At 64.7% G+C, this 16,448-nt stretch carries 11 protein-coding genes and 1 tRNA gene; 1 reads left to right on the forward strand and 11 read right to left on the reverse strand.

Annotated features, from left to right (window positions below):
- Positions 1-68: 68 nt before the first annotated feature.
- From RJT48_RS05470 to RJT48_RS05480, 3 genes are all read right to left on the reverse strand, one after another.
- The gene (locus tag RJT48_RS05470) at positions 69-440 is read right to left on the reverse strand and encodes an Ig-like domain-containing protein (protein WP_311171235.1); all 372 of its coding nucleotides are present in this window, start codon (positions 438-440) and stop codon (positions 69-71) included.
- Between the two features lie 162 nt (positions 441-602).
- On the reverse strand, positions 603-1,397 hold the full coding sequence (locus tag RJT48_RS05475) for a DUF7289 family protein (protein WP_311171236.1): 795 nt from the start codon (positions 1,395-1,397) through the stop codon (positions 603-605).
- Positions 1,398-1,506: 109 nt separating this feature from the next.
- On the reverse strand, positions 1,507-1,677 hold the full coding sequence (locus RJT48_RS05480; RefSeq protein WP_311171237.1) for a hypothetical protein: 171 nt from the start codon (positions 1,675-1,677) through the stop codon (positions 1,507-1,509).
- Positions 1,678-2,074: 397 nt separating this feature from the next.
- On the opposite strand from RJT48_RS05480, the gene RJT48_RS05485 reads away from it, so the two are divergent.
- Complete coding sequence (locus RJT48_RS05485) at positions 2,075-5,209, forward strand: right-handed parallel beta-helix repeat-containing protein (protein ID WP_311171238.1); 3,135 nt, start codon at positions 2,075-2,077, stop codon at positions 5,207-5,209.
- A 78-nt stretch (positions 5,210-5,287) separates the two neighbouring features.
- On the opposite strand, the gene RJT48_RS05490 is transcribed toward RJT48_RS05485, so the two are convergent.
- The 8 genes from RJT48_RS05490 to RJT48_RS05525 form a co-directional block, all read right to left on the reverse strand.
- Entirely contained in the window at positions 5,288-5,860 is a 573-nt protein-coding gene (locus RJT48_RS05490) for a type IV pilin N-terminal domain-containing protein (RefSeq protein WP_311171239.1), read from the reverse strand.
- 138 nt (positions 5,861-5,998) lie between these two features.
- Positions 5,999-10,546 carry a glutamate synthase large subunit gene (gene gltB / locus RJT48_RS05495; RefSeq protein WP_311171240.1) on the reverse strand — a complete coding sequence of 1,516 codons (4,548 nt, stop codon included), beginning with the start codon at positions 10,544-10,546 and terminating at the stop codon, positions 5,999-6,001.
- A 337-nt stretch (positions 10,547-10,883) separates the two neighbouring features.
- On the reverse strand, positions 10,884-12,116 hold the full coding sequence (locus RJT48_RS05500) for a UbiA family prenyltransferase (RefSeq protein ID WP_311171241.1): 1,233 nt from the start codon (positions 12,114-12,116) through the stop codon (positions 10,884-10,886).
- Between the two features lie 85 nt (positions 12,117-12,201).
- Positions 12,202-13,203: a phosphotransferase family protein gene (locus RJT48_RS05505; protein WP_311171242.1), complete on the reverse strand. Its 1,002-nt coding sequence runs from the start codon at positions 13,201-13,203 to the stop codon at positions 12,202-12,204.
- Entirely contained in the window at positions 13,200-13,877 is a 678-nt protein-coding gene (locus RJT48_RS05510) for an HAD family hydrolase (RefSeq protein WP_311171243.1), read from the reverse strand. Before RJT48_RS05510 ends, RJT48_RS05505 begins: the two co-directional genes overlap by 4 nt.
- A 294-nt stretch (positions 13,878-14,171) precedes the next feature.
- Positions 14,172-14,242, reverse strand: a tRNA-Gly gene (locus tag RJT48_RS05515).
- Positions 14,243-14,437: 195 nt separating this feature from the next.
- Positions 14,438-15,502: an NAD(P)/FAD-dependent oxidoreductase gene (locus tag RJT48_RS05520; protein WP_311171244.1), complete on the reverse strand. Its 1,065-nt coding sequence runs from the start codon at positions 15,500-15,502 to the stop codon at positions 14,438-14,440.
- A gap of 92 nt (positions 15,503-15,594) precedes the next feature.
- Positions 15,595-16,389, reverse strand: coding sequence for a class I SAM-dependent methyltransferase (locus tag RJT48_RS05525; protein WP_311171245.1), 795 nt, complete (start codon positions 16,387-16,389; stop codon positions 15,595-15,597).
- Between the last annotated feature and the right edge of the window lie 59 nt (positions 16,390-16,448).

The following is a 16,448-nucleotide window of genomic DNA, read 5'->3' on the forward strand; positions in this document are numbered from 1 at the left end:
GTATCGCGCTCACCGAACGCGGAGGCCTTCAGGGATGCTTGCTGCACGCGGAGAGATTCTATTGGATCTTACCGCGCGCGGAGGCCTTCAGTGAGGCTGAGGATGCCGTTGCCGACCTCGATGAGGGCAGTTCGGTCGGGTTGCGGACCGAGTCGACAGCGGAGAGTCTCCGTTCGCTGCCCATCCAGGGTCGCCCGAATCTCGTACTCGCCGGCCGGAACCGCGTCGAGTTCGCTTTCTGTCGCGCCGGGCTGCAGGTAATATGAGTCCTGAAAGACGGTGTCGCCGTCGAGCGTCGTGACTTCGAGCCGAAGGTCGTACGCTTCCCTGTGGGCGTAACTGCGGATGTGGAGGTCTTCGCTGTGGACGTGGACCGTTCTCGCGCCAGTCGCCTCGCCGTCGGTTCCGCCGCGTCGCCGCTTCGCTTGCTTCGGGGACATACCTACGCGTTCACTCAGAAACGTCAAATACCTAACTTAGGCTCAAAGCCCTCTTTGACTGTCCGCCCGACGACGTTGCCTCGTGGCTGGACGCGGTCCTGAAACAGGTTTACAGATTGCAAGGAGAATGCCCCGAGGCGATTCACGACGGCGCCAAGTGGACTACTCGAAGGAGGTCCGCACGCGGCTCCAGACGATCGTGACGCGGTCGACGTCGGTGGCGTTGCAGGATACCGTCCCGGAGCTTCCGGGGGTGGCCGCGTCGACGACCGAACAGTCGAAGCCGACCGACTCGTAGTGGCGCCCCCACGCGTCCGGATACGGCGTTGTGACGTTCACGCGGACCAGATCGTGGCCGCCAGCGTCGTCGTAGAACAGCCGGGAACGCGACGCGGCCGTCCGGATCCGGACTGTCTGTGAGCCACCGACGGCGACCGGCCCGGAGTGCTCCTGTCTGATCAGCGTGAGCTGAATGTGGTCGTCGTCGACGACCACGGGTGGGCCGCGAATCATCGCGGCGCCGCCGCCGGCACTGTCTCGGAGGACCGCACCGTTGCTGAGGCGTATCTCCCCGCCCGCCTCGATATTGTACACCAGCGGCGACAGGGAAAACTCCCAGTTTCGGGGGGTTCCGCCACCCGCCGGGTCGACGGTCACGTTCATCGAAGCGTCGTCGGCGGAGCGCAGGGTCGCCTCCGCGAGTTTGACCTCGGTACCCCGGCTCGGCGCGCCCTCCAGGACGTCGTCGACGTTGTCCGCGAGCACGTCGAACGCGCGCTGGGCGTTCTCGATCCGCTCTGCGTCGCGTGTGGCTTCGAGTTCCGAGACGCCGATCGCGTAGACGGCGCCGACGGAGGCGACGATGAGCGAGAAGACCAGGACGAAGCTGATTGTCTCGCTGACCGCACGGTCGGTGCGCGCGGGCGTACGCCAGCCACCGTCGCCGTCGCGTCTCATACTTCCGGTTTTGCGGTGAGGGAGTTAAGGATACTGCCGGACGAGCCGCCGACCCGGCGGGACGCGTCCGCTTTTCGGCGTCGGTCGCTCGGTGAAAGGGGACTGGCGGTCAGAGCTTCGATATCCCGAGCGTCTCCTGTCCACACTTGGGACACGCCCGTGCGACGAACTCTCCGGTCCGGTCCATCAACTTCGTTCCTTCGTCGCGACAGTTCGTACAGGAAACTGGCGCCTCGTCGCTGTCCATTGCTTTCCCGACTATCGAGCGCTGGCTGCTCATACTGTCGGCTGTAATCTATGAAGACTCTCGCGACCCAGGGGTCGCAAATATCTTGCAATATCGTAGCGTTTGCAAGTCTTCGCTCACACGATCGCACGACAGCGTGCAATCGGATGAGCAATCAGTTGCAAACGCTACTATAGGAACAGCCGACAGTGTCCATCTCCCGTCGGATGGTAGCTGGGGAAATTCACGCCCATATCGGGGCGGAGCCGATCATCGCGTAGCGGATCGATACGGGTCGCTGCAGATATGCATCCAACCGTGGCCCCGGTGTTTTTATAAATAGGAGGAGAATGGTTACAGGTTGTGGGGCAGCTGGGTGACACTATTGACACGGGGGACTGACGACTGGCTGCAGGCGGTTGGGGTCGCGTTCGTAGGCGTATTATTGGTGATGTCGCTAATCGCGCCTGCAGCCGCGGCTGCGGAACCGAGTGCAGACGTGACGTTCGTCGAGTCACAGATTACGACAGATACTACCTGGACACCGGCCGATGGGCCGTATCGGGTGATTCAGGACATCGAAATCGCCCCGGGGGCGACACTGACGGTGGAACCGGGGACGGAGATCGAATTCGCCGAGGATATCACCGTCACCGTGAGTGGTTCACTCCAGACACGGGGGACGGCCGCCCGCCCGGTGGAGATCACACGATCCGACGGCGCAGCGGCGGACCGTCGCTGGGCAAGCCTCGAGTACAACGGGACCGAAAGGAGCAGCCTTCGCATCCGGAATACGACCCTCGAAGGCGGCACCGCGGGGATTACCGTGGCGAGCGATGCGGGGACAGTCGAGGTCGTCAATTCGAGGCTGCGTGATTTCACCAGTGCCGGCCTCGCGATCGATGAGACGACGGCAGCACCACCGATCACGGTCAGGAGGACGACGTTTCGCGACATCGGAAGCCACGCAATTCAGGCGAGTCCGAACGCTGGTCCGACTGACCGCGTCTCGTTGACGGCCACACCGGACACGACAGATGATGCTGCGGAGCATACGTTCGCATATCAGCCCGGTGTTGGTGTCTCGCTGGACTCGATCCAGCTCGACTATCGTTCGGACGGTTCCGTCGCATCAGTGGGAGCAGACAGTATCGAACGCATCGGTCTCGACCGGAACCGAAACGGCAGCATCGAACGATCGTTTGCCGATTCGGTGGCTTCGGTTTCGTCGACGGACGCCCAACTGCAGATAGCGCTGTCCGAGTCCGTCCACATCCCGGACGACGGACAGCTGATTGTCGAATACGAGGATGCGGTGAACCCGACGACACGCGGGATCTATCCGGTTGCGGTCACGCTGCAAAAAGGGGGAATATCGCAGATCGCCGCCGGTGTCGAAGCACCATTTGTCGTCGGAGATGTGACGTCTCCAGCCGACGGAAGCCCGGAGGCCGAACAGCCGACGACACGAGTGAAGGGGCTTACCGTCGTCGACTCGGCGTTCAGTGAGGTCGACGGATCCGGCATCTTCGTCGCGGCCGATCGCGTCCGGCGCTTTCAGGCTTCGCGAAACCGGATCGACGGAGTAGACGGCAGTGGTGTCGTGGTTCGTGCAGAGGAAAGCGAGAGCTACTTCTGGTACAACACGATCACGGCCGCGAATGACGGTATCCGGATCGGTACCCGTACTGCCACGTCGATGACGGCCCACGGGAATCGGATTCACAACAGCCGAACTGGAATCCGGATACGGCAGTCTGAGACGGATAGTTACCGAACCGGAGACGTCACACTGCGGGAAAATACGCTCACCAACAACGTCGTCCACGGCATCGGCATAAGCACCCGGAGCCTCGAACTTGCGGTCGATCTCTCCAACAACACTGTTCGGGAGAACGGCCGTGACGGCGTACACGTCTTCGGATGGATACTTCGCCGGGGGGAGATCAGCGGTAACGAGGTCGCTGACAACGGTGACGACGGTATTGCGATAGATGGCACCGTCGTTTCAAAACTGTCGCTCTACGATAATACTATCGGAGATAATGCCGCCGACGGTGTGGCGATTCGTACCGATGCCGCAGCACGTGCGCTCGACGTCCACAACAATACGGTGAAAAACAGTGGCGAACACGGGGTCACGGTTCAGTCGGACCTCCTCGTTCACGGAAGCACGGTGAGTGGAAATCAACTCACGAATAACGCCGGCGCCGGACTCGTTGTGTCCAGCCCCATCACTCATCGCGGGAATCTCTCCGTTGCGAACAACGTGATCGCTGCAAACACCTACGGGATGGTCCTCCGGGGAGTGATGGAGACGACGGTTCGCGACAACGACATCGTGTTCAACACGAACCGCTTTGCTGATCCGGTCGAGATGCCGGACGTCCAGCCAGGGACGGGAAGCTACGTCGCTGAAGGCGCTGCCGGTGTGATCGTCAATCAGGCGCAGTCCGACGTCCCGCTCTCGGAACTCATCTCGGATCCAGCAATCACCGAGGATCTCAGAGCTGTGCGGCTCTGGGAAGGAACGGTGGCTGTCTTACGCACGGACGGACCCAGTGAAACCCGGACCGCCGAGCGGAGTGCCCTCACACTCCGACGAGTGAGCGGCGACATCCCCACCGGAATAGGGATCGAAAAAACCGGCTCGACGAACAGGAGCTACCGGTTCACGGACAACGGCCTCTACGGGCAAGACCGCGGCCTGACAGTCGATATCGCGCCGCTCATCACGGCCAACACGACGGCGCTTATCATCCCCGAATCGAGCCGGACAGTCCACGCTGAATCCAATTACTGGGGGAGTCGCCGTGGCCCGTATCACTCGTCAATTCTCCCGGAAGGAGATGGGAATCCGGTCGTCACGAAACGTGGCTGGGTCGATTTCGTTCCGTTCCGGGAAACGCCGCCTGACACCGAATACACCCGTCCGACTGCGACGATCGACGCCCCGATGAACCCTCGGCCGGGAGATGACATCCGACTCTCCGCGAGTGGCTCGGCAAGCGAGCAGGGGTCGATCGTCCGGTACCGGTTCAGCGTCAACGGGGACACGCAATCGGTTACCGATCGCCCGACGGACAGTTTCCAGATGCCGGACGAACCGGTCGAGGTGAGCCTCGTCGTCGAAGACAACCTGGGAATCGACAGCAACACTACCTCGATCACGATCGAACCGGGAACAGCAACGACAACTGCGACGCCGACAGCGTCGTCAGCAGCCGAGACGGGGACGTCACCGACACCGTCGGCCACAGCCACAACGCCGGGAACGACACCACCGGCGGATTCGGCACCGACACTACTCGGTAGCCTGAACTCGACCTGGGGCATACTCGGAGGGGCGTTCTATCTACTGGCACTGTTTTTCGGCGGCTACGGAATGGCACTGACAGTGACGAACCGCTCTCCACCCGTCGATGGGCTGCAGATACAGGCTCTCGCGGGGGTTGGTGTGTTGATCTGGATCGTCGCCGGATTTTTCGGTGCTGGCCCGTTGCTGACCGTTGGCATAGCCGCTGCGGTCGTGTGGGGTGCGCTGACGGGAGCCGCATACTTGATCGCAACACGAGGACTGCTGTAATCGGAACACGCGAGGGGCAACTCGGCACCACCGGCCACGCCGACGAGCAGGTGTCGTTATCGCGGCCGTCAGCGACGGTCACGCGGTCAGTTCTTTGTCGACAACGACCGCCTGAGACGGTTTGTGGACGATCTCTACTGATACCTCGCTTCCCTGCGTCAGCGAACACTTGCTGTCCGGTATCCGAAAGAGGATGACGTCACCGGCGGTGAACTGTCCACCCTGGAGCAGCGCCCCACCGTTGTCGACGCCCGCCACGTTATTGTCGATCAGGTTTAACGATCGTTCGTCGAAAATATTGTCGCCCTCGATTTGGCCGTCGGATTCGCGGATCGCGTTCCCCGATCCCGCCGGGAGGTTGACGATCCGCCCCCGTCTTGTCCCGTCGCTGCATTCGGCCCGCACCGAGATTTCGATCTCCGATATCGTGAGTGGATCACCGGAAACGTGTGTGATCTTGACGATCCCACCGCTGTTTCCGTCCTGCGGGAGGAACTCTCCGTCTGACTGTGCGACGTTCGGCGCAGGTTCTCGAAGTTCGTCGGTGAATCCGAACATCACGGTGGATATCGTCGCTGCGAGAATTACGACGATGCCAACTAGAAGTATAGTAGCAATAACATAGGAGATAGCCCGGGATCGCCGCACCATACCGGAGCTAGCCCTGGCGAAGGTATACCGCTTCCCTTGTGGACGCGCGAACGATCGGTTCGCGGCTCGGCCCTCCCGCGTGCCTCCGTGGACGAACGGGAGCGGGGGGAAACCGAGAAAACGCGTCCGGAATCCGGCTCAGTCGTCGCTGGTCTGGGCGACCGCGTCGCTGTCGTCGCCGGCGGGCGTCGCCCCCGCCGCGGGCGGAAGCTCCTTCCGGACGTCGTCGCGGGCGCGCTCCGCGATGACCTCCGCGTAGGCGTCGGGCATCACCTTCACGAAGTCGGAGACAACGTTTGCCCAGTCGTCGAGCATCCACGCCGCGCGGTCGCTGTCGGTGTAGGTCGCGTGGTTCTCGACGAGCCGGCGAAGCATCTGTCTGTCGAGGTCCTCAAGCGTCCCCGACAGCGAGACCATCCCGGTGTTGGTCAACGCTGCGAACTCGTCGTCGGGGTCGTAGACGTAGGCCACGCCGCCGGACATCCCGGCCGCGAAGTTCCGGCCCGTGTCGCCGAGCACGGCGACGACACCGCCGGTCATGTACTCACAACCGTGGTCGCCGACGCCCTCGACGACGGCCTTCACGCCGGAGTTGCGGACGGCGAAGCGCTCGCCGGCGACGCCGTTGACGTACATCTCGCCCTGCGTCGCGCCGTAGAGTGCCACGTTGCCGACCAGGACGTTCTCGTCGGCCTCGTAGGCGGCGTTCTCGGGCGTCTGGACGATCAGCTTGCCGCCGGAGAGGCCCTTGCCGATGTAGTCGTTGGCCGCCCCGGTGAGGTGCATCGTCACCCCGCCGGCGAGGAAGGCGCCGAAAGACTGGCCGGCGATGCCGTCGAAGTCACAGCGGATCGTATCGTCCGGGAGCCCGTCGCCGCCGTACGTCGCGGAGATGCGGTTCGACAGCATCGCGCCGACCGCGCGGTCGACGTTCGAGACCGCCGAGTCGATCGCGACGGGCTCGCCGCCTTCGAGCGCCGGTTCGGCGCGCTCGATGAGTTCGTGATCCAGCTGGGCGGCGACCCCGGCGTGGATCTGTTCCTCGGTCTTCTGCCGCGCGTCGCCGGCGGGCTCGGCGATGACGTCCGAGAGATCCAGGTGTCTGGCCTTCTCGTGGTCGGTCTCCCGCTGGGTGAGCAAGGAGGGACGGCCGATCATCTCCTCCAGCGAGCGGAAGCCCAGTTCCGCCATGATCTCTCGGAGCTCCTGGGCGATGAACGTCAGGTAGTTGATGACGTGGTCGGGCTGGCCGGGGAAGCGGTCCCGGAGCTTCTCGCGCTGGGTGGCGACGCCGACCGGACAGGTGTTCTCGTGACACTGCCGCGCCATCACACAGCCGGAGGTGACGAGCGAGGCCGTCCCGAAGACGTACTCCTCGCCGCCGAGCAGCGCCGCGACCGCGACGTCGCGGCCGGTCTTCATTCCGCCGTCGACCGTGACGCGGATCCGCGAGCGCAGGTCCGTCGCCCGCAGCATCTGGTTCGCCTCCGCCAGGCCGAGTTCCCACGGCAGGCCGGCGTTCTTGATCGACGTCTTCGGCGACGCCCCGGTCCCGCCGTCGTGGCCGGAGATGTGGACCACGTCGGCGTTGGCCTTCGCGACGCCGGCCGCGATGGTGCCGATGCCGGCCTCCGAGACGAGTTTGACGTTGATGTCGGCCTCGGGGTTGGCCGCCTTCAGGTCGTGGATGAGCTGTTTGAGATCCTCGATCGAGTAGATGTCGTGCAGCGGCGGCGGGGAGATGAGGCCGACGCCCGGCGTCGCAAAACGGACGTGGGCGATCATCTCGTTGACCTTCTTGCCCGGGAGGTGCCCGCCCTCGCCGGGCTTCGAGCCCTGCGCCATCTTGATCTGCAGTTCGTCGGCGTTCGTGAGGTACTCGGAGGTGACGCCGAAGCGCCCGGAGGCGACCTGCTTGACGTTGCACTCCTTTTCCGTGCCGAACCGCTCGGGCGGTTCGCCGCCCTCGCCGGTGTTGGATTTGCCGCCGAGGCGGTTCATCGCCATCGAGTTGTTCTCGTGGGCCTCCGGCGAGAGGCTGCCGAGCGACATCGCGGCCGTCGAGAACCGCTGGACGATCTCCTCGACCGGCTCGACCTCCTCGATCGGGACCGACTCCCGGTCGGAGTCGAACTCGAGCAGCCCGCGGAGCGTCTGCAGTTCCTCGGTCTGGTCGTTGATCAGCTCCGCGAACTCCTGGTACTTCTCGTAGTCGCCCGATCGGACCGCCTGCTGGATCGTCCCGACAGTCTTGGGGTTCCACTGGTGGTGGATGCCGTCCGAGCGGTGTTCGTACTCGCCCTGGCGTTCCAGTTGCGGGTCGTCGCCGAACGCCACGGTGTGTCGCGTGCGGACGTCCTCCTCGATCACGTCGATGCCGATGCCCTCCGTGCGGATCTCCGTCCCCTCGAAGTACTCGGCGACGAACTCGGAGTCGAGGCCGACCGCCTCGAAGATCTGGGCGCCCTGGTAAGACTCGACCGTCGAGATGCCCATCTTGGCCATCGTCTTCAGCAGGCCGTCCTCCAGCGCCTTCTTGTACGCCGCGATCGCTTCGGACTCGTCGGCCCCGTCGGGACCGGCGACGACGTCGGCGATCGTCTGGTAGGCGAGGTAGGGGTTGACGGCGTCGGCGCCGTAGCCGACGAGGGTCGCGATGTGGTGGACCTCGCGGGGGTCGCCCGATTCGACGACGAGGCCCGTGTGGTTCCGAAGCCCGTTGCGGACGAGGCTGTGATGGACCGCGCCCGTGACGAGCAGGCTGGGGATCGCGACCCGGTCCGGACCGAGGTTTCGGTCCGAGAGGACGACGACGTCGGCGCCCGACTCGATGGCCGCGGCGGCGTCCTCGCGGACGCGCTCGACGGCCGCCTCGAGGGAGCGCTCACGATCGTAGGTGATGTCGACGATCGTCGATGACATCGCGTCGCCGTCGGCCTCGCCCAGGGATCTGATGCCCGCCGTCTGCGCGTCTGTCAGCACGGGCGAGTCGAGCACGAGTTGGCGGGCGTGCGCCGGCGTCTCGTCGAGGAGGTTCCGCTGGGCGCCGAGTCTGGATTCCAGCGACGTGACCAGTTCCTCGCGGATGTAATCCAGCGGCGGGTTGGTGACCTGCGCGAACAGCTGCTTGAAGTAGGTGAAAAGCGGCCGGTTGAAGTCCGATAGCACCGAAAGCGGCGTGTCGTCGCCCATCGATCCGACGGGGTCCTTGCCGTCTTTGGCCATCGGTTCGATGAGGTGGCTCAACTGGTCGTGGGTGTAGCCGAACGCGGCCTGCGCCGCCCGGAGGTGCTCGAACTCGTCGCGGGGGGCGTAGTCGTCGGTGTCGACCATCGCTTCGAGCTGTCGTTGCTCCTCGTCGACCCACTCGCCGTACTTGTCGTCGGTCAGCGACTCGAAAACCTCCTCGTCGGGAATGACGCGCCCCTCCTCGGGGTCGGCCACGAACAGTTGGCCCGGCTGGAGCCGGCCGCGTTCGCGGATCTCGCTGGGGTCGGTGTCGAGGGCGCCGACCTCGCTGGCCATCACGAGCGTGTTGTCCGTCGTCACGTCGTACCGGCACGGCCGGAGACCGTTCCGGTCGAGGACGGCGGCGACGCGGTCGCCGTCGGTGGCGGCCACGAGCGCGGGGCCGTCCCACGGCTCGATCAGCGAGGCGTGGTAGTCGTACCACGCGCGGCGGTCGTCGTTCATCCGCTCGTCGCCGCGGAACGCCTCCGGGATCAGCATCCGGAGGACGTGCGGGAGGTCGCGGCCGCCCTGCAGCAGGAGTTCGACCGCGTTGTCGACCGACGCGGTGTCGGACTGGTTCGGATCGTTGATGATCGGCTTCAGCGTTTCGAGGTCGTCGCCGAAGGCCTCGTGTTCGAGGTCCGTCTCCCGGCTCCGCATCCAGTTGATGTTCCCCTGGATGGTGTTGATCTCGCCGTTGTGGATGATGTGGCGGTAGGGGTGCGCGAGGTGCCACGCGCCCAGCGTGTTCGTCGAGAAGCGCGCGTGCACAAGCGTCAGCGTGGTCCGCAGCCGCTCGTCGTTCAGATCCGGGTAGTAGTCCGCGAGTTGCTCGCCCTTCAGCAGTCCCTTGTAGGTGAGCGTCTTCCGCGAGAGCGAACAGATGTAGAAGCGCGCCGAGGCCTCCGAATCCAGTTCCCCGACCTCGTTTTCGACAGCCCGTCGCGAGACGTACAGCGCGCGATCGAAGGCGTCGGCGTCGAGGTCCTCTTCGGGGACGACAAACGCCTGCCAGACGTCGGGTTCGGAGTTCAGCGCCGTCGCACCGAGATCCGAATTGTCGGTCGGTACGTCTCGCCAGTGAACGACGTCGAGGCCGTGTTCACCGAGAACGCGTTCGAAGATCGTGACGAGGCCGGTCCGGGCGGCGTCGTCCTGCGGCATAAAGATCGAGCCGACCGCATACTCCTCGGGGAGATCGGCGTCGACGACCGCATCGAAGAACTCGTCGGGGCGCTGTACCATAATCCCGGCCCCGTCGCCGGTGTTCTCCTCCGCACCGGTCGTCCCGCGATGTTCGAGGTTCTCCAGCAGTTCGATCCCGTCTGCAACAGTCTCGTGCGATCGACCGCCGTCGAGATCGATGACGGCGCCGACACCGCAGTTCGACCGTTCGTCCGTCGGATCCGCGAGACCGACGGACTCGTCGGTCGTGTCTCTCTGTGGCTTGGTCATACGTCTCAATCGGGGTGGGTCCTAAAGGGTCTTCTCCTCAAACAATAAGGGTACACTAACCACATATAAGGGCATTAATACAATACAAATGTGAGTGAATTACCGTTCGACAGGCGACGAACGGAAAGAACGATCGTGACGGTCACTTGGCAGTCGAAGACGCGAGCGGATCGAGGATACGAGACAGGCGACCGGTATCGGAAACGCAACGACCGCGACAGGTCGCCCTGACGTCCCTCTTGGATCTGACGCCCCGATAGAACAGAGAGATATGATCGGAACACAGGGCGCGGAAGTACAAAACCGACTCTCTGTTCGGCCAGGTTGCGGTCGATACTTAGGCGGAGTTGTCCGTTGTCGAGTCGGTGCCCGAACTGTCCGCTGTTGCGTCGCTGTCTGCAACCGTCGAGTCCGCGGACACAGTTCGAATCGTCTCGTGAATGCCCAAAACGAGGGCCGGAACGACGATCATAAACAGATGTTCCTCGATCGGAATGCCGAACAGTTCGTGCCCCGTCCGCAGTGTAATCTCGAAGACCCCCACTTCCAGCGTGTACCAGTCCCAGACGTACGCGATGGGATACAGGGCAGCGATCGTGAAAGCAGCACGGCGAAGCGCGTCGGCGTAGGACAGCAGTCCAAGCGCAATTGCGCCGAAGAAAATCTCCGTTGTGAGATAGGTGTACGGCCCGAGTACCGTAATATCCGGGAGCACGATTCCGGAGAGCGGACGGAACCAGACAGCCACGAACAGAAGCGCCAGAAAGACGTACGCACCCCGAATCAGTAGCATCGTCGCGATCGTCGGCTCTGCACGGATCGCGATCACCGCGATCGTTACAAACGCGAGTGCGGCAAGCGGTGAGGCCGGTGGAAAGGCCCCGCCGAGCGTTCCCCAGAGCACACCTACGAGACCGAAAAACAGGAGCGCGGCAGCCACTCGCCGTGCCGGCCGGGGGCCGAGTAGCACGGAGACGGTCCGTTTGTCGATCGACCGGTCGTACGCGTAATCCTGCTCGTCGTCGATGATCTTGACACCGGCCAAGGTCACAAGAAAGACGAGGGCGAATCCGATCGCCGCCGGAGTGAGAGTCCCGGTCTGGACGTAGAAGCCACCGAGGATCGCAAGCGCGATTCCGGTCGGATAGCCCAGGGTCGTCGTGACTGGGTTCGTGTCTAACTGTGGCGCGTGGAGATAGCCGATGAACCAGGTCGGGAGTGTGATGAGTGTCGCTCCCGGCCCCACGATCACCCCAAGTGAGAGGGTACAGGCTGCGAACCCGAGGGCTGCACCGAAGAGTGCGAATCGACAACCACGCATCGACATCGGGTGGTCGTCGTCTTCCCCTCGCCGATAGAAGTCGACGTAGCCGTCCTTCACGTGGGCAGTGTACACGGCGAAGAACATCGCGGTCATATGGAGTGCGCCGATGGCGATCGCGAACTGGCCAGCGACAGCAGCACCGAACCAGGAGGCAGCAAGCGGCGGCAGCATAAATACGGGATGGATCTGGGAGAGCAGCGCCCGGACATCCGCACTGACACTACTTTCGTGTCGTGCGATAGCCATATTATCACCAGGGATTGAGAACGATTAACACTGTTGGGGGACTCGTCGCCGCAAGGGACAGCAACAGAGCGGCGCCCGTGGGGTATCACCAGTCCGCGTCGTGCGTTCCTGCGAGCGCTGCTTCGAGTGAGTTGCGATGGAAAGCGACGGCACCCTCGCGGTCTCGCTCCGGATACCGCGGGTTGGTCACTCGCCGTGCGGAGTCGACGGCGCTATCGGCGATTGCGGCAACGCGGTGGGCCGTGGGGACGTCTGGGTAGGGCCGCACACGTTCGTAGCCAGTCCGAAACGCCGCCCGGAGGGGCGCAGGCTCGCTCACGTACCAATCGGCGACGAGATACTCCGCTTTCGCGACCGAAAGCGTTGCTGGAGCGGCCAGCGGAGCTTCCCAGTCCAGCACGGCCGTCACCCGGTCGTCGGCAACGAGGGCGTTCCCGGGCCGGAAGTCCCACGGATAGAGTCGCGCCTGTGGGCTCCCGTCGATCGCCGGCTGCTCGAACAGTTCTCGCAGATCGGATCGCAGGGGGTCGAACTCCTGCGGAAGGCGGTCAACTGCCCCCAGGCCGTACTCCCGGAACCACTCCTCCCAGTCCTCGCACGCTGGCGAAAGCACGTCACCGGGCGGCGAGAACTCACCCGGTGATTCGAGCCGGCCGTAGCCGTCGAACGGAAACACGTCGTGAAGTTGCGCCAGGTAACTTCCGAACGAGCGCGCGAGCAGCGTTCTCACCTCGGGATCCGCCGCGGTAAACTGCTCGTGGAGATCGTCCCCAGCGACGTAGGCGGTCAGTAGATACGCGACACCATCGTGTTCACCCGCTGCCAGCACGGGCGGCACCGGTACCCCCGTCCGGTCGCGGATCAGGGACAAAAGCGTCGCCTCGGTCCGCAGCCACCTCACCTCCGCGCATACCTGCACGACAGCCGGCCCCCGCCTCTCGAACCGAGCGATCGCGGTCCGCTTTCTGTTGCCACGAGGGATCGGCTCCACGGCAGTTACGGTCGCTTCCAGCGTTCGGAGTGCCGCTCGTGCACCGGCCCGCAGTCGCTCGTCCCCGAGGGCTCCCCCAGGTGGCTTCCCGGTCATCGCTGCCCCTCGAGTATCGTCGGCAACTCCGACAGCGAGTCGATCACGTATTCGGGTTCGTAGGGGGCTGCAGCGCTCTCCTCGCTACGCAGCCACGCGACCGGGAGTCCGGCATTTTGTGCGCCAGCAACGTCGTATGCGAGTGAGTTGCCGACGTACAGCGCCCGTTCGGCCGACGTCTCGAGTTCGGCGAGCGCGCGGTGGAACGGCAGCGCGTGTGGCTTCTTTCGGCGCAAGTCGGCGGCGTACACCACGGAATCGAAGCGGTCGGCGACACCCAGTGCGCGGAGTTTCGGCTCCTGACGCTGTCTCGGCCCATTGGTCACGACGCCGACCGCACCGCAGGTAGCGGCGCTGTCCAGCGCCGCTTTTGCTCCCTCGGTGAACGCAACTGCGGAGTCGTCGACGAATTCACGGAGCGCTGCAGCGAGGGCCAGCGGGTCGACGTCGGTACGACTGTTTTGGGCGGCGAGACGGGCAAATCCTGCGCCGATATACCCCGTCCAGTCGTCGTGATCCGGCGAGCCGTCGAGCGCGGCCCAGAGGTCTGCCGGTTCGCCGAAGGGTGTCGCACCGACGTGCTCGAACGCTGCCGCGTACACAGCCGCCGTATCCTGTGTCCGGTGACAGAGTGTCCCGTCAAGGTCGAATAACACGGCATCGAAGGCTGACACGGCTACCTATTGGTGGGAACGGACAAAAACCATCGCACGGGCGATCGAATCACAACCTCGGCCGGGACTTCGAGGGATCAAATCCGTCTTCGATGCCGCTCACGCTCGTTCGGGAACTGCGCCGGCCGGGATTGTGAACCACGGTCGCTCTGCTCACTGCGTTCGCGCCGCTCCCTGATTCAAATCGCCGGCAGGGCGATTTCTCTGCTCACTCCGTTCGCAGAAGAAATGCGCCGGCCGGGAGTCCCGTGAGCAGCGCGAACGGGACATCGGCCGGTGCACGACTGAAAGGAGTGCGCCGGCCGGGATTTGAACCCGGGCCATGAGCTTGGAAGGCTCAGGTCCTACCACTAGACCACCGGCGCGCTACGGGCGATCACCACTCGGAGCGGTGTCGGCCGTCACCTGTCACTTTCCGGTCCCCGAATAAGGACCTTACCCTTTCGGGCTGTCAGACTGGGTGCCGAATCAGAAGACCGCATATCGTCTCTCCGGTCTCTTCCCACCGAGCACCGTCGACGGGGCTACGCTCTGCGGCAAAAAAGTAAGAGTGATCAGTATCAGTCGTCAGCGGCGGATTCGGCCTCTGGCCGCTCGATCGGCGGCGCGCTCGCCTCCTCGAAGTCATCGGCAGCGGCGTGGACGCGCTCGCCGATGCCCGGGACGGCATCGGCGTCGACGGGGCCGTCCGCGCGGATCGATTCGAGATCCCGCGGGAACTCCCGGAGCCCGTAGTGGATGTCGATACCGGCCTGGACGCCCTCGCCCATCGCGGCCGGAATCTGGTTGTGGCCGGGCGTGAGGTCGCCGACGGCGTAGACGCCGTCGACGCTCGTCTCCCCCGACTCGCCGACAGCGACCGTACCGTCGTCGTTCAGTTCACAGCCGAGTTGCTCGGGGAGGTCGGTGTTGTAGTCCGACCCGTACATCGGGAAGCCGCCGCGGTAGTTGCGGACGCTGCCGTCCTCGAACTCGAATGCTTCGAGCCAACCGTCGTCGCTCTTTTGCATTCCCGTGATCTCCGATTCGACGATCCCGATCGGGTGTCCGCGGAGCTGTTCGTCCGTCTCTGCGCTCCACTCGGGCTCTGCCCCGCGGAGCAGAATGTCCACGTCGTCGGTGAAGTTGAGCATAATCATCGCGACGTGGGCGGCGGCCTCGCCGGTCCCCATCACGTACACCGGCCGGTCGATGAACATGTACGCGTCACAGTGGAGGCAGTAGTGCAGACCCTTGCCTGTCCGGGGGAGCGGCGGCTCCGGCCGCTCGTCGCTGAAGCCGACGCCGAGAACGACCCGCTCGGCGAGGTACGTCCGTTCGTTGCCGACGAGCCGGAAACGGCCGTCGTCCGTCTCGTCGGCCTCGGTAACGAAGTCGCGGACGACGTCGCCGCCGTAGGACTCCACCTGCTCCCGCGCCGTCGCGAGGAACTCGTTGCCCGACGTCTCCTCGGTGACGCCGATCACGTTGTGGGTGTCGAGCATCATCGCCGCGCGGCCGCCGCCGCGGTCGACGACCGCCGTGTCGTGGCCCAGCCGCGTCGTGTACAGCGCCGTCTGCAGGCCGGCCGGCCCGCCCCCGACGACGACCACCTCGTACTCGGATGTGTCCGCTGTCTCGCTCATTCAACCCCTACTATCCACCGCGCGGACTTAAGCCCAGAGTTCGCGTGCGCACCCACCGGCCACCCGTCGGATCGTCATAGGACCGCAGCCCGCTACGCCGACCCGCCCGGCGCGACGACCGCATAACAGTTGCCGCTGGAGACGACGGTATCGACGATCCGGAGGTCGCTGTCGCGGAGATCCGCCTCGAACTCCGCAGGGTCGTAGATGTGGTAGTATCGCGGAACCCGTTCGCCGCCAGGAAGCGTCCACGGGATCGTCGTGTCGAAGCCCGCCTCAGCGTCGAACCGGTCGTGGGCCGTCGACCACGCGCTCACGAGCCCGCGGCCGCCCGGCGCGAGGACGCGGGCTAACTCCGAGAGGCTGGCGACGCGACGGTCTCGCGGGCGGAGGTGGTGGATCGTCGCGACGTAGACGGCAACGTCGACAGCGTCTGTCGCAAGCGGAAGCGACGCGGCGTCGGCCTGTAGCAGCGCCAGGGCGCCGTCAAATCCGCGGTCGAGTGCCCGCTCCCTGGCAGTCCGGAGGAGTCCGCCGCTGACGTCGGCACCGACGACGGTCTCGACCCTGTCGGCCAGCACCTCGGCGTGGCGGCCGTTGCCGCAGCCGAGATCGAGCCCGACGCGTGCGGCCTGATCTGCGGGCGTATCGGAGTCGTCGCCGCGGTCAGTTCCTCTGGTCGACGTGTCAGTACCTCTATCCGGGCTCGCTTCGGGCGTCGCCGCACCGGACAGGATCGATGCCGCCTCGTCGGCGAGACCGTCCCCCGCGTCGCCCCCGAGGAACGCGACCACCTCCGGCCAGGGGTACTCACGCGTCGACGCGAAGTGCGTCGCGATCCGGTCGTACGTCTCCCCGACCGGCGGGGGTGTCGCCTCGTCGTCCATAGTCGCCCGGAGACGGCGACCGCACAAAGCCGCGGCGGTCCGAGTGACGATCACAGGGG

Source organism: Halobellus ordinarius, assembly GCF_031823395.1.
In the GTDB taxonomy this organism is placed as follows: Archaea; Halobacteriota; Halobacteria; order Halobacteriales; family Haloferacaceae; genus Haloquadratum; species Haloquadratum ordinarius.